Here is a 20,632-nt window from a genome sequence, read left to right as displayed (position 1 = left end):
GGCCGCTTCTCGATATCGGAACGAATGCTTCAACCTTACGCCGGCGTGAGGATCGCGCGGCCGACCAGCTTGCCGTCTTTCAGATCGTTCAGCGCCGCATTGGCCTTTGCAAGCGGCATCGGGCTCGTCGGGATCGGCTGCACCTTCTTGGTGCGCACCAGCTCCAACAGTTCCTTGGTCTCGCGGAGATTGCCGACATAGCTGCCCTGGATGGTGAGTGCCTTCATGGCTATCAGCGGCAGCGCCCAGGTGGCGCCGCCACCGAACAGGCCGACCATGATCAACTTGCCGCCCTTGGAGAGCACGTCAAAGCCGAGCTGCGTCGTCGACGGAGTGCCGACCAGATCGATCACCGACAGGATCGGCTGACCGGCGGCCTTGGCAAGCTGCTCAAGCGCGTCGGGCGCATTGCCGTCCACGGCCGCCAGAGCGCCGGCCTTGATCGCCGCCTCGCGCTTTCGCGCATCGATATCGACAACGATGGCGCCCTTGCCGCCCATCGCCTTCAACAGTTCAAGCGCCATCAGGCCGAGGCCACCGGCGCCGAAGATCACGATGGGATTGCCGAGATCACTCTCGATCTTCTTCAGCGCGCTATAGGTGGTGACGCCCGAGCAGGCGTAAGGCGCGGCGATGACCGGATCCATGCCCTTGAGGTCGATCAGGTAGCGCGGATGCGGCACCAAAAGGTGATCGGAGTAACCACCGTCGCAATGTACGCCGAGGCAGCGCGGCGCGAGGCAGAGATTCTCGTCACCGGCGAGACAGACCGCACATTTGCCGCAGCCGATCCACGGATAGGCCAGCGCGATATCGCCGATCTTGACGCCGCCGGCTTCCTGCTGCGCATCCGGACCGAAGGCAATGACTTCGCCGACGGTCTCGTGACCCATGGTGCGCGGCAGCGTGATGCCGCGATCCTTCAGCGACAGCTTCTTGCGGCCATGACCGAGTTCATAGCCGCCTTCCCAGATGTGCAGGTCGCTATGGCAGACGCCAGCAGCCTTCACGCGGATCAGCACCTGCGTGCCGGTCGGCTGCGGGGTCTGCTCGTCGACCTCGCCGAGCGGTTCGTTGAATTCGAGAACCTTAAAGCTCTTCATTGTGTTTTCTCTCCCGGTTGAAGTTTCTTGTTATCCGCAGGATGGGTAGAAGCGAAACCCATCGCATAGAACCCGATCATGATGGGTTTCGCGACGACGCTCTACCCATCCTGCAGGGTCTCAGCCATGCGCTGCGCTTGCGCTCCTGATCGCTTCCCATACCTTGATGGGCGACAGCGGCGTATTGAGCTGCGTGATGCCCAGTGGTTGCAGAGCATCCAGCACGCCATTGACGATGCAGGGCGGACCACCGATCGCGCCGGATTCTCCGCAGCCCTTCGAGCCGATCGGGTTGGTGACGCAGGGTGCCGAACCATCCAATGTCACTGACAGGGGTGGCAGGTCACCCGCGCGCGGAATGCAATAGTCCTGATAGCTGGCCGTGATGAGCTGGCCATCCTCGTCGTAATGAACGTTCTCGAACAGCGCCTGGCCGATGCCCTGCGCCACGCCGCCGTGGATCTGGCCGGTCACCAGCATCGGATTCACCGCCACGCCGACATCGTCGACCGTGGTGTAACGAACGACATTGGTGATGCCGGTCTCCGGATCGATCTCGACCTCGCAGATATGCGTTCCGTTCGGCCAGGTCGGGCCGTCCGCCACGCCGGTGGACTCGACGCTAAGCTGCTCGCCGTCTTCGGCCTTCGCGATTTCGAACAGGCCGACGCGCTTGTCGGTGCCGACGACGGTGAGGAAGCCCGCGGAATACTCGATGTCCTCCACCGAGGCTTCGAGCATGTTGGCCGCCTTCTCGCGTGCCTTGGCGATCATGTCGGCGGCCGACACCACCGCGGCAGTGCCGCCAACGAACAGCGAACGCGAACCGACACTACCCATGCCGACGATGACGTCGGTATCGCCCTGGATCACATCGATCTTGTCGATGCCGATGCCGAGCGCTTCAGAGACGAGCTGCGAATAGGCGGTCTGCAGGCCCTGCCCCATTGCCATGGTGCCGGAATGCAGGATGACGCGGCCATTGGCCGTGGCGCGCAGGCGAACCTTCTCGGTGGTGCCCGGACCGCCAGTCCATTCGATGTAGCTGGTGAGCCCGCGGCCGTAGAGCAGACCTTTCTTCTTCGCCGCCTTCTTGCGCGCGGCGAAGCCGTCCCAATCCGACAATTCGGTGGCGCGGTCGAGCATGTGCGCGAAGGCGCCGCTGTCATAGGTCTGACCGACGGCGTTCTTGTAAGGAAACTGCGTCGGCTTGATGTAATTCACCTTGCGGATGGCGCGCGGATCCATGCCCATCTGCCGTGCGGCGGCATCCATCAGACGCTCGATGATGAAAACGGCTTCCGGACGTCCGGCACCGCGATAGGCGCCCACCGGCGCGGTGTTCGTGATGACCGCCTTGATATCGTAATGCACGTTCTGCAGGTCGTAGACGCCGGTCTGCACGAACGGTCCCAACACCAACGGAATGATGACAGCGGTCGCCGACATATAGGCACCAGTGCCGCCGATCGAACGGACGCGATACGCCAAGATCCGACCTTTGGCATCGAGCGCGAGTTCTGCCGTCGAGGTCAGATCGCGGCCATGCGTCCCGCCAACGAATTCGTCCGTGCGATCGCCGCGCCAGCGGATCGTCTTGTTCAGCTTCACGGCTACATAGGCGACGACGCCGTCTTCCGGATACAGGCTCGTCTTCTGGCCGAAACCGCCGCCGATATCGCCCACCACCACGCGGATCGATTCCTTCGGACGCTTGAGCACCGCGTCGGCAAGGATATCGCGGGTTGATGCCGGGGTCTGCGACTGCACGTACAGGGTCAGCTTGCCGGACTTCTTGTCGACTTCAGCGATGGTCGAGCGCGGCTCCATGGCCGATGGCACGAGACGCTGACTCACGATGTCCAGCGACACCGTATGCTTGGCAGCGGCAAAAGCAGCCTCCACCTTGGCAGGATCGCCATAGCTGGTGGCCGCGACAATATTGTCCGGCGCATCCGGCCAGACCACCGCCGCACCGGGCTTCATCGCCTCGACGGGATCGACCACCGCCGGCAGGACGTCATAGCTGATGTCGATCGCCTCGGCCGCGAGCTGGGCAGCGGCGCGCGACGTGGCGACGATCGAAGCCACTGCTTCGCCGGCGAACCGCACGACCTCATGCGCGAGCAGCCGGCGCGGCGGAAAGGTCGCTGCGGAGCCGTCAGGACGCTTGAAGATCGGCAGCGTCGGCAGCGTGCCGACATCGTCGGCCACGAGATCCGCGCCGGTGTAGATCGCCTCGACACCGGGCATCGCCTTGGCGGCGGCCACGTCAATCGCGGTGATCTTCGCATGGGCATGCGGCGAGCGCAGCAGATGCAGCCACAGCGCGCCGTCTTCCGGCTTGTCGTCGATGAATTTGCCCTGCCCGGTGAGAAGTCTTTGATCTTCAAGGCGCTTGGGAGAAAGACCGGCGCCGAAGCGCAGATTGCCGGGCAGAATGTTCATCAGACGTCCTTCAATGGCGAGCCTTACGGGCGGGCTGTATGGTTTCTAGCCCAGAAAGACCGCGTGAGCCAACAGGCCAGCCGCACAAGGCTGAGCGACAGAATGTGCATGAGCGCTGCTCGTTTGCGCGTCTGGCGGCAACGACATCGATCAGCCGACATCCTGCAAAACGGCCTCGATCACCTTGCGCTCGTCCGCGGTCAAAGCCGGCTGGGGCGCCACGGGGTCGCCGACGTCATAGCCCTGGATCGCGAGGCCTGTCTTGATGCAGGCCGCCAGATTATAGCGCGCAAAGGCCTCGTTGAGCCGCCACATCCGCCGTTGCAGGACCATGGCCTCGTCCCAGCGATGCGCCTTGCAGAGATTGTAGAGTTCGACGCTCTGCTTCGGCACGACGCAGGCAGGTCCCGCCATCCAGCCAACGCCGCCGATCAGCATGACGGCTGATGGAATATGCGCCGAGGCGGCAAACACTTTCAGTTTGTCGCCGCAGCGGTTGATGATCGACAACAGCCGGCCGGTATTGGTGGAGGCATCCTTGATATACTGAATGCGCGGATGTTCGGCGAGCCGCGCCACAACGTCGAGCGTCAGATCCGAACGCTGGAATTGCGGATTGGTATAGATCACCACGGGAATATCGACGGCATCGGCGATGGCGCGGAAATAGGATTCGATCTGCGCATCCTTGAGCGGGAAATACGCTTCGAGAATGGCCAGGATGCCGTTAGCACCGAGCTTCTGATACGACTTAGCCTGCGCCACCGCATCCACCGTCGAGGTCGAGGCCACGCCCGCCACCACCGGCACGCGCCCGCCTGCCGCATCGATCGTGGCCTGCACCACCGTCCTGCGCTGCTCGCGATTGAGATAGGCGAATTCGCCGGTCGAGCCGAGCGGCGTCAGGCCATGCACACCTGAAGTGATGAGATCATCGCACAAGCGGCCCAGCACATCGGTGCGGATACGCCCCTCGTCGTCGGCGGGCGAGACGAGATAGGGAAACACGCCGTGGAAATCTGCCATCGCATCAGGCCTTCGGCTGGAAATTCTCGATCACGCGCAGCAGCACACGCGCACCGACCTCGACATCCGCATCCTCGACATGCTCGGCAGGATTGTGGCTGATGCCGCCGCGACAGCGCACGAACAGCATCGCCACATCGGCAATATCGGTCATCGCCATGCCATCGTGGCCGGCGCCGCTCGGCAGCTCGAACGCGCGATAACCCTCGGCAGTAATTGCATCGGCGATCTGCTTCTGCAGCCAGGGCGCACAAGGCACCGTGCGATTCTCATGGGTGATGTTGATCTGCAGATCGAGCTTGCGCGCTTTGGCGATCGACTCGATCTCGCGCACCATGTCGGTGATGGCGAGCTTGCGATAGGAATCCTTCGGCGATCGGATATCCATGGTGAACGATACCAGCCCGGGAATGACATTGGTCGCCCCCGGCATCGCATTGATATAACCCACGGTGCCGACAAGGCCGCCGCGGTCCGACTGGCAGAACTCCTCGATCGCAACGATACATTCGGCAGCGCCCACCAGTGCATCGCGTCGCATCGCCATCGGCACCGTGCCGGCATGACCGGCCATGCCGTGCAACTCGACAGCAAGCCGCGTCGCACCCGAAATGGCAGTCACGACCCCTACCGGAAGCTTCTGCGCTTCAAGCACGGGCCCCTGCTCGATATGCAATTCGAGATAGGCCAGCAATTCGCCGGGCGCGCGCGCTGCGGCGCCGACGTGATCGGGATCGAGGCCGAAGGTGATCATCGCCTCGCGCATCGAAATGCCCGCTTTGTCGCGGCCGCCGAGTACGCTCTCGACAAACGTCCCGGCCACCGCGCGGCTGCCGAGCAGCGTCGAGGCGAAGCGCACGCCCTCCTCGTCGGCGAAGGCGGCGATCTCGATGGCGAATGGCAGACGCAGACCACGGCGATTGAGATCGCTAACGCAGGAAATCGCCGTGATGATCCCGAGCGGTCCGTCCCAGCGGCCGGCATCGCGCACGGTGTCGTAATGTGAGCCCAGCATCAGGCACGGCAGACCGGGCCGGTCGCCTTCATAGCGTCCGCAGACATTCCCGATCGCATCGATACGCGCCCGCATGCCGGCTGCCTGCATCCATCCGATGATCAGTTCGGCGGCAGCACGATGTTCCGGTGTAAGGAATATTCGCGTTATGTTGTCCGGCGCTTCCGAAATAGCAGCCAGCGCGTTGATGCGTTCGACGATCTCGCCGCCGAGCGATTGGCCGGAAGCTCCGACGACTTTCTCTTCCATCGCAATCATGCTTCTTTGTTCAGACCACAGACCCGGCTGGGACTTGAACGATTTAGATCGTCAATACTAGTGCGGCCAGCGGGCCAAAGCGAATCCGCGCCTAGCCTCGCGGGAAACTAGCAGATTTCGACGCGCCGACGACAGGAGCCCCCTGATGCCAAAACAAGACTCGTCGAGTAGGGATGAGGCCTTTCTCAGGCTTTCTTTCGACGCTGCACGCAAAGCCGTGGAGCGCGGCAACCATCCGTTCGGCGCGATCCTGGTCGATGCACACGGCAAGGTCCTGATGGAAGCCGGTAACGCCTTCATGCCCTCTCATGACGGCACCGCCCATGCAGAGCGGCTGCTGTGCAGCGAAGCCTCGATTGCCTATGACGAGACCGAGCTGAAGACCTTCACGCTGTATTCCTCGGCAGAACCCTGCGCCATGTGCGCCGGCGCGATCTACTGGGTCGGCATTGGCCGACTGGTTTATGGGCTTGGCGAAGCAAGGCTCAAGGCGATCACCGGCGACCATCCGGAGAATCCCACGCTGGATCTGCCTTGCCGCGACGTGTTTGCAGCAGGACAGAAGAACATCGAGGTCGTCGGACCACTGCTGGAAGACGAGGCAGCTGCTCAGCATGAGGGGTTCTGGGCGCAGCTGCGCTAGTGGCACGCTCGGAGGATCCTGCAAAAAGCTGATGGCGCCGCAAGGACATCGCGACGCCATCAGCCTGGAGATTGGCCTTGGAGAATTAGCCCCGGAAGTCAGCTCAGATCAGAACTTGACGGTGACGCCGGAATAGAGCGAGTCCTCGCGGCACGATCCCGGCGCAAACGTGGTGCACGGCAGGCTGGCATTCTCATCCAAGCCGAACTTGTTCCGCCAGAGCCGATAGGCCACCCACACGTCGACATTGTGGGTGTATTTCGGTCCCCAGATCGCCTTGCTGGCGTCGAAGGTCAGACGGATCGGTTCGGCGTTGATCTCCATCTTGGTTGCCGTGCCGATGATCTGGCCGTTCTCCGAACCTTTCGGCCCGTAGAAGCCGGCCCGGCCGCTGATCGCGAAATAGTCCATGCTCGGGGGCAGGAAGCCGAGATCCATGTAGTAATTGAGTTCGACGGCCCAGGTCGGGTTGAACTGGCGGTTGCCGTCGATGTTACAGGAGACGCCGGGAATCTGGCCGGGAGCGCCGGCATAGCCGCACTGCGTGAACGTGCTGCGATTGGCGAATTCGTAGTAGAACAACGGATTGACGTTGAAGAAGCCCTTGTAGGGAAGATCGAAAGCGAATTGCAGACCGGTCACGACGTCGCGCTTGGATGCGGAGAAGAACCGATTTTCAGTGCTGCCATCCGCACCGATGACGAACGACACGTTGCGCAGCGGCCCCATCGAGAAGGCCTTGGTGTTGAAGACCTCGTTGAAGCCGATCGTGCTACGGATCAGGCCGTAGATTTCTGTTGCGCCTTCGCAGCCCGTGATTGGACGCAGCGGATCGGCGCACGGATTAGCCGGGCTGCTCTTGCCCGCCTTCTCGAGGCCGATGTTGAAGAAGTTGGTGCCGTAGGTCCAGACGTCGAAGTGGGTGAAGGCGAAGACCTGTTTGGTGGTCTTGTTGGTCACGCCGGGATCGACCGCCCCCCACTGATAGGCATAGGTGAAGCGGTTATCGATCAACAGGAAGAACGGAAGATCTGGGATCGGCTTTGCCTTGACCGGCATGGCCGCCATGTCGGCGGCGCTTGCCGAGCCTGTCGGCACCATGGCTGTTAGCGACAGCAACGTCGCGGCTGCGATTGCGCGGAAACGATTGGCCATTGGATTTACCCCCACCTGTTGACAATGATTGCGTGCCTCTCGCGAGAGAGTTGTTGCAATCAGTCCGGGTGAGAAGCCTCAACTTTTTCCAATAGTTGCCACGGATTTCATCAGGGATGCCCAGTGAAATCAGTATTTTATGCTTGAAGCATCGTGTTTTCGGGATGGTGAAATGACACCATGCGAGCGCGTGTAAGATACGCGCTTAGAGACTGTAAAGATTGGTATTTTGCGACGTTCTGTCGCAGGTTTCTGAGCGAAGCTCCGATGTGAATTCACACTGTGATTCCGTGTTTGCACCGCAAGAAAATCACTGCCCAACTTCTCAACACACGAGAAAATCCGGATTCCGAATTCGTTGCACATGTACCAGAACTGCAACACTTCAGACCAAGTATACAATGCGAAAGTCGAATAAACGTCATTCAATCAATGAAAAGCCCGAGCCTTACGCGATTGCGTCGACAGGAATCGCCCAAGAAAGCGATCCAGTCCAAAAATAAGGCAGACGCTGGCGCTTATTCGAGATTTACGCTGCATTCCAATCCGGCACACACTTGCCGCAAACCTCCTTTTCACGCGTGAGTAGCGAATGTTGGATTCGGGATCGGGACACGCGCGTTCGGGGACGGTGCTTCTGCAGACCATCGGTCTGACCAAGCGCTATGGCAGTTTCCTTGCCAATGACGCCATCGACATCGCGATCCGTCCGCAGGAAATTCACGCGCTGCTCGGCGAGAACGGCGCCGGCAAATCCACACTCGTCAAAACTATTTACGGCCTGATCCAGCCGAGCGAAGGCGAGATGCTCTGGCAGGGCGAGAAGATGGTGCTCGCCGGCCCGCATGATGCGCGCGCGCGCGGCATCGGCATGGTGTTCCAGCATTTCTCGCTGTTCGACAATCTCACTGTCGCCGAGAACGTTGCGCTCGGTCTCGACGGCAAGGAATCCTTCAAAGCGATGTCGGCGCGGCTCGAACAGGTGTCGCAGCAATATGGCCTGCCGCTCGATCCCAAGCGCGAGGTCTGGCAACTCTCGGTCGGCGAACGTCAGCGCATCGAGATCGTGCGCGTGCTGATGCAGAATCCGAAATTCCTGATCCTCGACGAGCCCACCGCCGTGCTGACGCCGCAGGAGGCTGATCAGCTCTTCGTCGTGCTGGAGCGCCTGAAGTCGGAAGGCCGCGCGATCCTTTACATCAGCCACAAGCTCGACGAGGTGAAGCGGCTCTGCGACACCGCCACCATCCTGCGCGGCGGCAAGAAGATCTCGACCTGCCTGCCGCGCGAAGAAACTGCCGCATCACTGGCGCGCATGATGGTCGGCACCGAGATCAAGCAGGTGAAAGCCGCCGCCAACAGGCAAACCACTGTGCCGCGGCTCGTGGTCAACGATCTCAGCCTCGCGCCCGACGAACCACATGGCGTGCATCTGAAAAACATCTCGCTGGAGCTGAAGGGCGGCGAGATCCTGGGGATCGCCGGCGTCGCTGGCAACGGCCAGGACGAGTTCTTCGCGGCGCTCTCCGGCGAGCGTCTCGCCAAGGATCCCGGCACCATCGTCATCGACGGCCACGCCGCCGGACATCTGTCGATCACCGCACGCCGCAAGCTTGGTGCGGCCTTCGTGCCCGAGGAACGACTAGGCCACGGCACCGCGCCGCGCATGCGCCTGTCGGAGAACGCGCTGCTCACCGGCCACGCCGCATCGGGCATGGTGCACAACGGTTTCATCAATACGGCGGCGACGCTTGCGACCGTCGATCGTGCCACCGCGAGTTTTGATGTGCGGAAGGCCAAGCGCGATCCGGAAGCCGCCAGCCTTTCCGGCGGCAACCTGCAGAAATTCATCGTCGGCCGCGAGATTCTGCGTAACCCCATCGTGCTCGTGGTCAGCCAGCCGACATGGGGCGTCGATGCGGGTGCAGCCGCCGTCATCCGTCAGGCGCTGCTCGATCTTGCCGCGGCTGGTGCGGCCATCCTCGTTACCAGCCAGGACCTTGACGAACTCGCTGACATTGCCGATCGCATCGCTGTGATGTTCCACGGTCGTCTGTCCGAGCCGTTAATGACGGCGGATGCCGACAGGGAAACGCTGGGCTTGCTGATGGGCGGCAGCGCACTCACGCCAAAGGACGTGCCCGATGCAGTTGGTGCTTGAGAAGCGCGCGGAACGATCGACCGTCATCGCGCTGGTATCGCCTGTTATCGCCATCGGGCTGACCATCGTGACCATGAGCATCCTGTTCGTGATCATCGGCAAGAATCCGATCGCGGCGCTCAACGTCTATTTCATCACGCCGCTGACCGACGCCTATTCGCTGCAGGAGCTTGCGGTGAAGGCGGCGCCGCTGGTGATGATCGCCATCGGCCTGTCGCTTTGTTACCTCGCCAATGTCTGGAACATCGGCGCGGAGGGACAGTTCCTCGTCGGTGCCGTGGCGGGCAGTTGGCTTGCGGTGAAGACCAACGGCACCGATGCCGGCGTCTGGGTGTTGCCGGCGATGCTGCTGCTCGGTGCCATCGCGGGCGCGCTCTATGCGTTGATCCCGGCCTTCTGCAAGGTGCGCTTCGGCGCCAGTGAAATTCTGGTCAGCCTGATGCTGGTCTATGTGGCCGACCTGCTGCTGGACTATCTCGTCCGCGGCCCGTGGCGCGATCCCAAAGGGTTCAACTTCCCGACCACGGCCGAATTCGATCCGGTCGCCACCGTGCCCCTGCTGTTCGAGGGTGGACGGCTGCATCTCGGCGCGGTCATCGCGCTGGTGATCGTTGTTGCCGCTGCCGTCCTGCTCGGCCGCACCATCAAGGGCTTTGAAATCCGCGTGGTCGGCGCGGCACCGCGCGCCGCGCGCTTCGGCGGCTTCTCATCCGACCAGCTGGTGCTGCTGACTTTCGCGATATCCGGCGCACTGGCCGGCCTCGCGGGGATCATCGAGGTCGCCGGCCCCGTTGGTCATCTGCAGCCCGGCATCTCGCCCGGCTATGGCTTCACCGCGATCATCGTTGCATTTCTCGGACGGCTCAACCCGGTTGGAATACTAATTGCAGGGCTTTTCCTGGCGCTAACATTTATCGGCGGGGAGCAAGCGCAGATCGCCATGAAGATCCCACTCGATATCACCAAGGTGTTTCAGGGCATCCTGCTGTTCTATGTGCTCGCCTGCGACAGCCTGATCCTGTACCGGATCAAGCTCATCATGCCGCAGCGGAAGGTCGCCGATGGAGCTGCTTGAAGCCATCATCCTTGCCGTACTCGCGGCGTCGACACCGCTGCTGCTCGCCGCCTCTGGCGAGTTGCTGGTGGAGCGCGCTGGCGTGCTCAATCTCGGCGTCGAAGGCATGATGATCGTCGGCGCCGCCTGCGGCTTTGCCGGCGCCTGGGCCACCGGCTCGACCTTCATCGGAGCGCTGTGCGGCATTCTCGCCGGCGTCGCGCTATCGCTGGTGTTTGCACTGATGACGCTCGGCCTCGCCGTCAATCAGGTCGCCACCGGTCTCGCGCTAACAATCCTGGGCATCGGCGTGTCCGGCCTGATCGGCGCCGGCTTCGTCGGCGAGCGTATCGCCACCGCGCCGCGGCTGTACATTCCCGGCCTGACCACGCTCCCCTTCGTCGGCAAGATCCTGTTCGGCGAAGACGCCTTCGTCTATGTCTCGCTTGCGCTGATCATCGGCATGTCCTGGTTCCTCTATCGCACCCGGGCGGGGCTGGTCCTCCGCGCCATCGGCGACAATCACGTCTCCGCCCATGCGCTCGGTTATCCCGTGCTCAAGATCCGCATGTTCGCCGTGATGTTCGGCGGCGGCTGCGCGGGTCTGGCCGGCGCCTATCTGCCCCTGGCCTACACGCCCTTCTTCGTCCCCGGCATGACTGCCGGCCGCGGCTGGATCGCGCTGGCGCTGGTGGTGTTCGCCTCATGGCTGCCGGGGCGCCTCGTGATCGGCGCCTATCTGTTCGGCGCGGTCTCGATCTTGCAACTGCACGCACAAGGCTGGGGCGTCGGCGTGCCCTCGCAACTGATGTCCGCACTGCCCTATCTCGCAACGGTCGTCGTGCTGGTGCTGATCTCGCGCACCCGCAGTGGCGGCTCCACGGCACCGGCAGCATTGGGCACGGTATTCGTGCCCGACCGCTAAAGACATTCTCGCAAGACTATCTCGCAAACAGGAGACGCGTATGAACAGGAAAGCACTTGCAGCCGCCGCCCTACTGCTGGCCACCGGCCTCGGATTGGGTGCAGCCGTCGCCGCCGACAAACTCAAGGTCGGTTTCGTCTATATCGGCCCGGTCGGCGATTTCGGCTGGACCTATCAGCACGAAGTCGGCCGCCAGATGATCGTCAAAGAATTTGGCGACAAGATCGAGACCACCTATCTCGAAAACGTCAGCGAAGGCCCGGACTCCGAGCGCTCCATCGAACAGCTCGCGCGGGCCGGCAATCAGCTGATCTTCACCACGTCGTTCGGCTATATGGATCCGACGCTGAAAGTCGCCAAGCGCAATCCCAAGGTGATGTTCGAACACGCCACCGGCTTCAAGCGCGACAAGAACATGTCGAGCTATTCCGGCCGGTTCTTTGAAGGCCGCTACATCCAGGGCCTGATCGCCGCCAAGATGTCGAAGAAGGGCGTGCTCGGCTATATCGGCTCGTTCCCGATTCCGGAAGTGATCTCGGGCATCAATGCCACCATGCTGGCCGCGCAGAAGATCAATCCGGATATCAAGATTAAGATCATCTGGGTCAACACCTGGTTCGATCCCGGCAAGGAAGCCGACGCCGCCAAGGCGCTGCTCGATCAGGGCGCCGACGTGATCATGCAGCACACGGATTCACCGGCCGCCATGCAGGTTGCCTCCGAGCGCGGCGCCCTCGCCTTCGGCCAGGACTCCGACATGATCAAGTTCGGTCCCAAGACCCAGCTTACCGCGGTCACCAACAACTGGGGCCCGTATTACGTCGAGCGCGTCAAGGCGGCACTCGACGGCACCTGGAAGTCGGAAGACACCTGGGCCGGCCTGAAAGAGAAGATGGTCGTGATGGCGCCCTATACCAACATGCCGGATGACGTGAAGAAGATGGCGATGGACACCGAAGCCGCCATCATCGCCGGCACGCTGAAGCCGTTCAAATGCCCGATCTTGGGACAGGACGGCAAGGAAGTGGAATGCAAGGGCGGCGACGCCCTCGATCCCGGCCAGGTGCTCGGGATGAACTTCTATGTGAAGGGGATCGACGACAAGATTCCGGGGAAGTAACCGGCGCCGGCCCCTCGCGAGATATCCGGACGACAGCGTCCGGATATCTCGTTGATGACCGTCGGAGATTCGCTCCGACGCATCACATCTTCTGAACCCAGAACTGATACATCGAAATGAACGTATAGGGGTTCTCGGTTTCGAACACATGCCACGACCCAAGATCGGTCATGGCAATGTCTGCAGGAAATCGCTGACGATATTTTCGCTTCGTCGCGACGTCGACATCGAAGCCGAGAAACCGCAGATCGTTATCCTTCAGGAACCGCTCGATCTGCGGCAGCGTCATGCGATGTTCCTGCCCGTGAAACAGCAGGTCGCGGCAGTCGCTCAGGCTGAAGAAATCCGATGTCAATGTCACGTTCTTGAGCGGCATGCCGTCCTCGCAGGCGAGCAATTCTTGCCGACAGAGACGAATGTCCGCGGGTACGGGCCGATAGCCACGCTCCGCGATGAATGCGCGCGCGGCGATGATGTCCCGTCTGGCCATCTCGCTATAGAGCGCGATCTGCATCACCCCACCGGGCTTCAACAGCGACACCAATATGCGCCATGCAGCGAATGGATCGGCGAGATGGTGCAGCACACCGCTCGATTCGATCATCTCGAACGTGTGGCCGATCAACGACAACTTCATAATGTCGGCATGGGCATGGCGCAGATTGCGGATGCCGAGCGCACGCGTCTGCCGCCGCGCATAACTCAGCGATTTCAAACTGAGATCGATGGCGAGGACCTGCGCGTCACGGAATCTCTGTGCCGCGTGGATAGCCGAGCGGCCCGTGCCGCAACCAGCCACGAGGATGTTGACCGATCCCTCCTTGCCAACGGGTACGAAGGACGAGTCAGGAAATTGTTCGGAGAGAAACGCATCGAGCGTCGTTGATGGACCAATCGGCTCCGCAGCGAGCCACTGCGGATAGGGATGCTCCTCATAGTGGCTGCGGACCTGCAACGACACGTCGTCATCGACCGGCGTCAAGGCCGGCATGAGGGAGCTGAGCCGCCGTTCCTCTTGCCAGGCGCGGATCTGCTGATCCAGCACGGCGCCGACGCTATCCGGCCAACGGCGATCGAGAAGGCGCTCCGGATTGGCGAGAGCATGGAGCGGCATATAGCTGGCAATCGCCAGGAGCGACAAAGCTGACACGGACGCTCCCGACGCTAGTCTGGCAGCAACGTCGCTCCGCAACGACTCGACGTGCTCTGCCTCGATTGCGGATAGCGCAAAGACATAGCTGTTGATGAAGCACTGCCGTGCGACGGCAGAGAACAGCGTCAGCACGGGTGCTGGCACCGCAGCGCCGGATAGGCCTTGCGCAGTACTCAGAAGAACGAAGCGAAGCTCGGTCGCGAATTTTTCCAGCAACGGGTTCGACACGGGTGTCGCCTGCAGCACGGCGCGCAGCAGTGAATCCCCGGCAAACGCTGCTATTCCCGACGAAGCCAGTATCGCCTCTGCCGGCTGCGACCGAAAATCCGGATCGGCAAGCCGCGCCATGCCCGATCTCAATGCATCACTGAGCACGAGAAAGGTCGCGCAGGCAGGCGCAAGGGTGGACGGCCTCACCCACGCCTCGGAGATCGCACGCTCCAGGATCGATCTGATATCGCCGGCATCGGGCCGAAGCAGCGGCGACTGCAGGCAAGCAGCCACCGTTGCTTTCGTCTCAAAGGTCTCCTGTACGGCCAGTGCCCGACACGACAGCCGCAGCGCCTGTGCGATATCCCCATTCTGCAACAACAGCCTTGCCAGGGCGCACAAGGCCTCCGGCCAGTCCGGCTTCAGCGCCAGCGCATGACGATAAGCCTCCTCGGCGTCCCGTTCACGCGCCAGTTCGATGAACGCCCATCCACGACCAAGCCATGCTTCGGCAAGACGCGAATTGATTGCGAGTGCCTGATCGTAAGTCGCGCACGCATCACCGTATTGTCGGAGCCCGAGCAAGGCACTTGCCTTGTTGACGATGACCTCCGCATAGTTCGGACGCAGTGCGATGGCCCTGTCGAAAGCAATGATGGCTTCGGCGTATCGCTTGAGGTCGTTGAGAACAGTCCCTCGGCCATTCCAGGTATCGGCAACGGCAGGATTGATCGCCAGCGCTCCGTCAAAGCGCTGCAAAGCCTCCGCCGGACGCTTCAATGCCTTCAGAACGAGACCGTAATTGTAGAAAGTCGCATCCGACGACGCATCGAGCTGGAGAGCTGTCTTGATAAATGGCTCCGCCTCGGCATGGCGTTTCAACTGGCTGAGAACGACGCTCAGGAGGTTGAGCGTGGCAATGTGTCTGGGCTGCTGCCGGAGGACTTTCCTTAGTCCTCGCTCCGCATCCTCAAGCCGGCCCGACTGCAAGAACGCAATAGCTTCCCGAAAACTGAACTCGACCGGTGCCGACATGAGTGTGCCGAAAGAACCTGAGAAAAATCTGCAATATTTCTCTCAATTACCAGCACAGCCTGCGACTTTAAAGCGCACTTTTCTCTCACCCCCTACCTTGACACCGCAGTTTTCTTAATGGGTCTGCATCGCCTTCGCCGCCGCGCTGTGTCGGCGGATCAGATCCGCGATATCCAGCCCCGGGATCGCACCGTCGATCACGCGCCATGCGCCGCCCACCATCACGCGGTCCGCACGATGCGCACCGCACAGCACCAGCGCCGCCAGGGGATCGCCATGGCCGGAGAAGCGCAGCTCGTCGAGTTTGAACAACGCCAGATCCGCCATCTTCCCCACAGCGATCTCACCCAGCTCTGGCCGCCCCACACAGGCCGCCGAGCCTTTCGTCGCCCAGCGCAGCGCGTCCTTGTGGCTGACGCGCCCGACGCCGTAACGCGCCCGCTGCAGCAGAAATGCCGCGCGCACCTCCTGGATCAAATTCGATCCGTCATTCGACGCCGAACCATCGACGCCGAGGCCGATACCGACGCCCGCATCCTCCATCTCGCAGACTGGGCAGCAGCCCGACGCCAGCAACTGATTACTGCACGAGCAGTGACTGATGGTGGTGCCTGCCTTGCCGAGCCGCAGCATCTCCGCCCCGCTGAAATGAATGCCATGCGCCAGCCAGGTCCGTCCGTTCAGCCAGCCGGTCTGCTCCAGATAATCCAGCGGGCGGCAGCCATAGATCTCCTCGCAATAGCGGTTCTCGTCCTCGGTCTCGCCGAGATGCGTATGCAGGCGGACGCCGAGCTTGTCCGCCAGCGCCGCGGTGCTCGCCATCAATGACGTCGTCACCGAGAATGGCGAACACGGCGCCAGCGCGATCTGCACCATGGCGTCTTCGCCGCGCTGGTGGAATTTCGCCACCACACGTTCGCTATCGGCGAGGATCGTGTCCTCGTCCTGCACCACCGAGTCCGGCGGCAGACCGCCGTCGCGCTGCGAGCGGTTCATCGATCCCCGCGTCAGCAGCACGCGCATGCCGAGCCGCTGCGCCACCGCGACCTCGATATCGACCGACTGTTCGAGGCCGGCAGGAAACACATAGTGGTGATCGGTGGTCGTGGTGCAGCCCGACAGCAGCAATTCCGACATCGCCACGCTGACGCCGAGATGGAGATTCTCGGGCGTCAGCCGCGCCCAGACCGGATAGAGCGCCTGCAGCCAGGGAAACAGCTCGCGATCCAGCGCCGCCGGCAAGGCGCGCGTGAGCGTCTGATAGAAATGATGGTGCGTATTGATCAGCCCCGGCAGCACCACATGGGTGCTGGCATCATAGGTCGCGATATCCGCCGTGGCCGGCTGGCCGCCGGCCGGCACCAGTTCGACAATCCGGCCATTCCTGACGACAATGCCGCGCTCGGCACCCTCGGCGAAAATGCCGAGGGGATCCTTGATCCACGTGGCCTGCGTTTCTGTCATGGCTCATCTCCTTCGGTCATGGACTCGACCTTGCAATTCAGGGACCAGCCACGAATACTTCAATTTGTTCTGCAATTGTCGGCGACTTGGCGTCGGTCTTGCAAGGTTCACAATGATACTTCAAGGGGTCATTGCCGAGTGAAAGCATAACCGCCCTATGGATTTGAATACGGTCACGTCCGTTGCCCGCCCTACGACGCGGGAACAGCTGCCGACATGGAGTGCCGGGGATGCATGGCTCGCCGGGGGCACCTGGCTTTTCTCCGAACCGCAGACCCATCTGACGCGGCTGATCGATCTCACCGATCTCAAATGGCCGGCCCTCACCGTTACCGACAGCGAATTGCAGATTGCCGCGACCTGCACGGTGGCACAGCTCGACGCGCAGCCCTGCCCGCCCGACTGGATCGCGTCGCCGCTCATCAATCAATGTTGCCGCGCCTTTCTCGCTTCCTTCAAGATCTGGAAGACCGCAACGGTCGGCGGCAATCTCTGCATGTCGCTGCCGGCGGGCCCGATGATCGCGCTCACCGCCGCGCTCGATGGGGTCTGCACGATCTGGAAGGCCGATGGCAGCGCAAACACGATCGACGTCGTGGACTTCGTCACCGGCGATCAAAGCAATGTGCTGATGCCGGGTGATCTCCTGCGCAGCATTGCCATTCCGCTTGCAGCCTTCAAACGACGCTCTGCATTCAGGCAGATCTCGCTGACGCCGGTCGGGCGATCTGCTGCGCTGTTGATAGGAAGCCTTGATGAGGATGGCTGGCGGCTGACGATCACGGCCTCGACGAAGCGGCCTGTCCGTATCGCGCTCTCAACACTTCCCGATGCCGATGCGCTCGAAGAAGCGATCCTCGACCGGATTCCGGACAACCTCTATCACGACGACGTTCACGGCAAGCCGGCCTGGCGCAAGCAGATGACGCTGCGGCTCGCGGAAGACATCCGTGCCGAGCTGCGGGGCTTCAAGCCATGAGTTTCGAGATCAACGGCCACAGCTTTTCGCAGCAGCCGCAAGCCGGCCAATGCCTGCGCGCCTTCCTGCGCGAGCTCGGCCATTTCGGCGTCAAGAAGGGCTGCGATGCCGGCGACTGCGGCGCCTGCACGGTGCTGCTCGATGGCGAGCCGGTGCATAGCTGCATCATTCCGGCCTTTCGTGCCGACGGCCATGCGGTCACAACGATCGAAGGTCTCGCGTCCGAAGGCGGCATCCATCCGATGCAGCAGGCGTTCCTGGACGCACAGGGATTCCAGTGCGGCTTCTGCACATCCGGCATGATCGTGACCTGCGCGTCGCTCAATCAGGCACAGCGCGCCGATCTCGGAGCGTCATTGAAAGGCAATCTGTGTCGCTGCACAGGCTATCGCACGATCGAAGACGCACTCGATGGCAAGTCCAATGTGGAAGAGGCCGAGCCCGGCGCCGCCTTCGGCCGCAGCCTGCCCGCGCCCGCTGGTCCCCAGGTGGTGACGGGCAAGGCGCGCTATACATTCGACGTCGCCATGGACGGCTTGCTGCATATCAAGATGCTGCGCTCGCCGCATCCGCATGCCCGCATCATATCGATTGATTCATCAGCAGCACGGGCGATGCCGGGCGTGCATGCGGTGCTGACGCATGCGGATACTCCGACAACGTTGTTCTCGACGGCGCGCCACGAGATCGATGCAATGGATCCCGAGGATACACGGATCCTCGACGACACCGTGCGCTTCATCGGCCAGAAAGTCGCCGCCGTGGTCGCGGACAGCGAAGCGATCGCGGAGGAAGCCTGCCGCCGCATCGACATTGTCTATGACATCCTGCCCGCGGTGTTCGATCCCGCAGCCGCCATTGCGCCCGGCGCGCCGGTCATTCACCCCGACAAGACGCCGGTGCATCGCGTCAGCAATGCTATCAGAAACATCATCGCCGAAACACACGGCGAATTCGGCGATGTCGCGGCAGCGCTGGCGTCGTCGGCCGTCACCTATGAGGGCACCTTCACCACGCAACGCGTGCAGCACGGCCATCTCGAGACCCATGGCGGCATGGCCTGGCTGGATGCAGACGGCGTGTTGAACGTACGCTCCAGCACGCAGACGCCATTCCTGACACGCCGCGCGCTGGCTCAATTGTATGACCTCCCCTCCGACAAGGTCCGCGTGTTCTGCGAACGCGTCGGCGGCGGGTTCGGTGGCAAGCAGGAAATGTTCGTCGAGGACATTCTCGCACTGGCCGCACTCAAGACCGGCCGCCCGGTGAAATGGGAACTGACCCGCGAGGAGCAATTCATCGCCACATCGACGCGGCATCCGATGCGCGTCACGGTCAATGCCGGCGCCGACAAGCACGGCAAGCTCACCGCGCTGCAGCTCGACGTGCTGTCCAACACCGGCGCCTATGGCAATCATGCGGGTCCAGTGCTGTTTCACGCCTGCGGTGAATCGCTCGGCGTCTATAACTGTGCCAACAAGAAGGTCGATGCGGTCGTCGCCTATACTAACACGGTGCCTGCGGGCGCCTTTCGGGGCTATGGCTTGCCGCAGACGCTGTTCGCCGTAGAAGCTGCCATCGACGATCTCGCCGCGCAGCTCGGTATCAGCCCGTATGACTTCCGCCGCTGCAACGCAATCAAGCCCGGTGATGCGATGGTATCGCCAGCCGGCACGCATTATGACGACGTGACAATCGGCAGCTACGGCCTCGACCAGTGCCTCGATCTGGTCGAACAGGCGATGCAGGTGAAGACGAAGCACGATCTCGATGACGACTGGCTGATCGGCGACGGCATCGCGCTCACCATGATCGACACCGTGCCGCCGCAGGGCCACATCGCCGAAGTCGTCATCGCCAAACGCGACGACGGCGGTTACGATCTCACGGTCGGCACCGCCGAATTCGGCAATGGCACCGCGACGGTGCATCGGCAGATCGCGGCCACGACGCTTGGCTGTACCGTCGAGCAGATTCATCTGCGCCAGTCCGATACGGCGAACGGCGGCCACGACACCGGCGCCTATGGCAGCGCCGGCACATTCGTCGCTGGCAAAGCCACCCATGACGCCGCGCAAAGACTGGTGGCGGCGATGCAGGCGGACAGCAGCGTACGCAGCGCTACTGGAACTTCAGGCGGCACCCCGCGTTCGGTCGCCTTCAACGTCCAGGGATTTCGCGTGGCGGTGAACAAGGGGACCGGCGCGATCAAGGTTCTCAAGAGCGTGCAGGCTGCGGACGCTGGCGCCGTCGCCAATCCGATGCAGCTCCGCGGCCAGATCGAAGGCGGCGTCGCGCAATCGCTGGGAGCCACGCTGTATGAGGAGATGGTGATCGACGACCGCGGCCGCGTCGTCAATCCGAAATTCCGCGACTATCATCTGCCATCCTTCGCCGATCTGCCGCGTACCGACGTGTATTTCGCCGACACCTATGATGCGATCGGGCCATTGGGTGCGAAGTCGATGAGCGAAAGCCCGTATAATCCCGTTGCGGCCGCCATGGGCAACGCGCTGTTCGACGCAACGGGGATTCGATTCACGCAAGTGCCGTTCAAGCCCGATCGGATTTTTCCGGAGTTGCAGAAGAAGTTCGGGAAGTAGTCGACGTCAGTAGAGGTGTCGTCCCCGCGAAGGCGGGGACCCATAGCCACGATCATCAAGGTAAGAGCGGCAGAGCCACGACCACATCGCTTTAAACAGATCCCTAGTGTTTATGGATCCCCGCCCCGCGCACGCCTTCGGCGTGCTAGGCGGGGATGACATCCGGACATGTGCCCCGCCCCTCACCCGCCGCGAAGGCGCGGCGACCTCTCCCCGCCTAGCGAAGCTTCGCTTCGCGTGGGGGCGGGGAGAGGTTAAGAACGCTCGGCGCTCTTGTCTT

General features: G+C 62.2%; 14 protein-coding genes. 7 read left to right on the top strand and 7 right to left on the bottom strand.

Annotated elements, in window-relative coordinates:
* Window positions 1-35 precede the first annotated feature (35 nt).
* The 4 genes from LPB73_RS05155 to LPB73_RS05140 all read right to left on the bottom strand — a co-directional run bounded on the left by LPB73_RS05155 (window position 36) and on the right by LPB73_RS05140 (window position 5,850).
* Window positions 36-1,103 (bottom strand): alcohol dehydrogenase, encoded by a 1,068-nt coding sequence (locus LPB73_RS05155; RefSeq protein ID WP_093756673.1) that lies wholly within the window; start codon window positions 1,101-1,103, stop codon window positions 36-38.
* A 120-nt stretch (window positions 1,104-1,223) separates the two neighbouring features.
* Window positions 1,224-3,551: a xanthine dehydrogenase family protein molybdopterin-binding subunit gene (locus LPB73_RS05150; protein WP_231079834.1), complete on the bottom strand. Its 2,328-nt coding sequence runs from the start codon at window positions 3,549-3,551 to the stop codon at window positions 1,224-1,226.
* Between the two features lie 150 nt (window positions 3,552-3,701).
* Window positions 3,702-4,577, bottom strand: a complete 876-nt coding sequence (locus LPB73_RS05145; protein ID WP_231079833.1) for a dihydrodipicolinate synthase family protein — start codon at window positions 4,575-4,577, stop codon at window positions 3,702-3,704.
* 4 nt (window positions 4,578-4,581) lie between these two features.
* Complete coding sequence (locus LPB73_RS05140; RefSeq protein ID WP_231079832.1) at window positions 4,582-5,850, bottom strand: allantoate amidohydrolase; 1,269 nt, start codon at window positions 5,848-5,850, stop codon at window positions 4,582-4,584.
* Between the two features lie 145 nt (window positions 5,851-5,995).
* Here LPB73_RS05140 and LPB73_RS05135 point away from each other — a divergent pair, with 145 nt between their 5' ends.
* The gene (locus tag LPB73_RS05135) at window positions 5,996-6,493 is read left to right on the top strand and encodes a nucleoside deaminase (protein WP_231079831.1); all 498 of its coding nucleotides are present in this window, start codon (window positions 5,996-5,998) and stop codon (window positions 6,491-6,493) included.
* A gap of 108 nt (window positions 6,494-6,601) precedes the next feature.
* Here LPB73_RS05135 and LPB73_RS05130 read toward each other — a convergent pair whose 3' ends face one another.
* A complete protein-coding gene (locus LPB73_RS05130) occupies window positions 6,602-7,648 on the bottom strand; it encodes a hypothetical protein (protein WP_175366613.1) in 1,047 nt (348 codons plus the stop codon).
* A 592-nt stretch (window positions 7,649-8,240) separates the two neighbouring features.
* Here LPB73_RS05130 and LPB73_RS05125 point away from each other — a divergent pair.
* From LPB73_RS05125 to LPB73_RS05110, 4 genes are read left to right on the top strand one after another with little or no spacing between them, the layout of a single operon-like run.
* Entirely contained in the window at window positions 8,241-9,809 is a 1,569-nt protein-coding gene (locus tag LPB73_RS05125) for an ABC transporter ATP-binding protein (RefSeq protein WP_231079830.1), read from the top strand.
* Window positions 9,793-10,884 (top strand): ABC transporter permease, encoded by a 1,092-nt coding sequence (locus LPB73_RS05120; RefSeq protein WP_231079829.1) that lies wholly within the window; start codon window positions 9,793-9,795, stop codon window positions 10,882-10,884. The genes LPB73_RS05125 and LPB73_RS05120 overlap by 17 nt, the downstream gene beginning before the upstream one ends.
* A complete protein-coding gene (locus LPB73_RS05115; RefSeq protein WP_175366616.1) occupies window positions 10,871-11,788 on the top strand; it encodes an ABC transporter permease in 918 nt (305 codons plus the stop codon). Before LPB73_RS05120 ends, LPB73_RS05115 begins: the two co-directional genes overlap by 14 nt.
* A 40-nt stretch (window positions 11,789-11,828) precedes the next feature.
* Window positions 11,829-12,908 carry a BMP family ABC transporter substrate-binding protein gene (locus LPB73_RS05110; protein ID WP_089265262.1) on the top strand — a complete coding sequence of 360 codons (1,080 nt, stop codon included), beginning with the start codon at window positions 11,829-11,831 and terminating at the stop codon, window positions 12,906-12,908.
* An 82-nt stretch (window positions 12,909-12,990) separates the two neighbouring features.
* Here LPB73_RS05110 and LPB73_RS05105 read toward each other — a convergent pair whose 3' ends face one another.
* Together LPB73_RS05105 and LPB73_RS05100 are read right to left on the bottom strand one after the other, a co-directional pair.
* Window positions 12,991-15,306, bottom strand: a complete 2,316-nt coding sequence (locus tag LPB73_RS05105) for a tetratricopeptide repeat protein (RefSeq protein WP_256461261.1) — start codon at window positions 15,304-15,306, stop codon at window positions 12,991-12,993.
* Between the two features lie 114 nt (window positions 15,307-15,420).
* Entirely contained in the window at window positions 15,421-16,770 is a 1,350-nt protein-coding gene (locus LPB73_RS05100) for an 8-oxoguanine deaminase (RefSeq protein WP_231079827.1), read from the bottom strand.
* A 157-nt stretch (window positions 16,771-16,927) separates the two neighbouring features.
* Between LPB73_RS05100 and LPB73_RS05095 the strand changes: the two genes are divergently transcribed.
* Together LPB73_RS05095 and LPB73_RS05090 are read left to right on the top strand one after the other, a co-directional pair.
* On the top strand, window positions 16,928-17,749 hold the full coding sequence (locus LPB73_RS05095) for an FAD binding domain-containing protein (protein WP_231079826.1): 822 nt from the start codon (window positions 16,928-16,930) through the stop codon (window positions 17,747-17,749).
* Window positions 17,746-20,352 (top strand): molybdopterin-dependent oxidoreductase, encoded by a 2,607-nt coding sequence (locus LPB73_RS05090; protein ID WP_231079825.1) that lies wholly within the window; start codon window positions 17,746-17,748, stop codon window positions 20,350-20,352. The genes LPB73_RS05095 and LPB73_RS05090 overlap by 4 nt, the downstream gene beginning before the upstream one ends.
* Window positions 20,353-20,632 lie beyond the last annotated feature (280 nt).

Origin of the sequence: Tardiphaga sp. 37S4 (assembly GCF_021044645.1) — a bacterium.
GTDB classification, from domain to species: Bacteria; Pseudomonadota; Alphaproteobacteria; order Rhizobiales; family Xanthobacteraceae; genus Tardiphaga; species Tardiphaga robiniae.
The sequence above is the reverse complement of the archived record's forward strand: the minus strand, read 5'-3'. Positions and strand labels throughout refer to the sequence as shown.

Coding starts and splice junctions, on each gene's coding strand:
- LPB73_RS05100 (WP_231079827.1), bottom strand. CDS start 16,770: ATGACAGAAACGCAGGCCACGTGGATCAAGGATCCCCTCGGCATTTTC.
- LPB73_RS05115 (WP_175366616.1), top strand. CDS start 10,871: ATGGAGCTGCTTGAAGCCATCATCCTTGCCGTACTCGCGGCGTCGACA.
- LPB73_RS05110 (WP_089265262.1), top strand. CDS start 11,829: ATGAACAGGAAAGCACTTGCAGCCGCCGCCCTACTGCTGGCCACCGGC.
- LPB73_RS05145 (WP_231079833.1), bottom strand. CDS start 4,577: ATGGCAGATTTCCACGGCGTGTTTCCCTATCTCGTCTCGCCCGCCGAC.
- LPB73_RS05135 (WP_231079831.1), top strand. CDS start 5,996: ATGCCAAAACAAGACTCGTCGAGTAGGGATGAGGCCTTTCTCAGGCTT.
- LPB73_RS05150 (WP_231079834.1), bottom strand. CDS start 3,551: ATGAACATTCTGCCCGGCAATCTGCGCTTCGGCGCCGGTCTTTCTCCC.
- LPB73_RS05155 (WP_093756673.1), bottom strand. CDS start 1,103: ATGAAGAGCTTTAAGGTTCTCGAATTCAACGAACCGCTCGGCGAGGTC.
- LPB73_RS05140 (WP_231079832.1), bottom strand. CDS start 5,850: ATGATTGCGATGGAAGAGAAAGTCGTCGGAGCTTCCGGCCAATCGCTC.
- LPB73_RS05095 (WP_231079826.1), top strand. CDS start 16,928: ATGGATTTGAATACGGTCACGTCCGTTGCCCGCCCTACGACGCGGGAA.
- LPB73_RS05130 (WP_175366613.1), bottom strand. CDS start 7,648: ATGGCCAATCGTTTCCGCGCAATCGCAGCCGCGACGTTGCTGTCGCTA.
- LPB73_RS05090 (WP_231079825.1), top strand. CDS start 17,746: ATGAGTTTCGAGATCAACGGCCACAGCTTTTCGCAGCAGCCGCAAGCC.
- LPB73_RS05105 (WP_256461261.1), bottom strand. CDS start 15,306: ATGTCGGCACCGGTCGAGTTCAGTTTTCGGGAAGCTATTGCGTTCTTG.
- LPB73_RS05120 (WP_231079829.1), top strand. CDS start 9,793: ATGCAGTTGGTGCTTGAGAAGCGCGCGGAACGATCGACCGTCATCGCG.
- LPB73_RS05125 (WP_231079830.1), top strand. CDS start 8,241: ATGTTGGATTCGGGATCGGGACACGCGCGTTCGGGGACGGTGCTTCTG.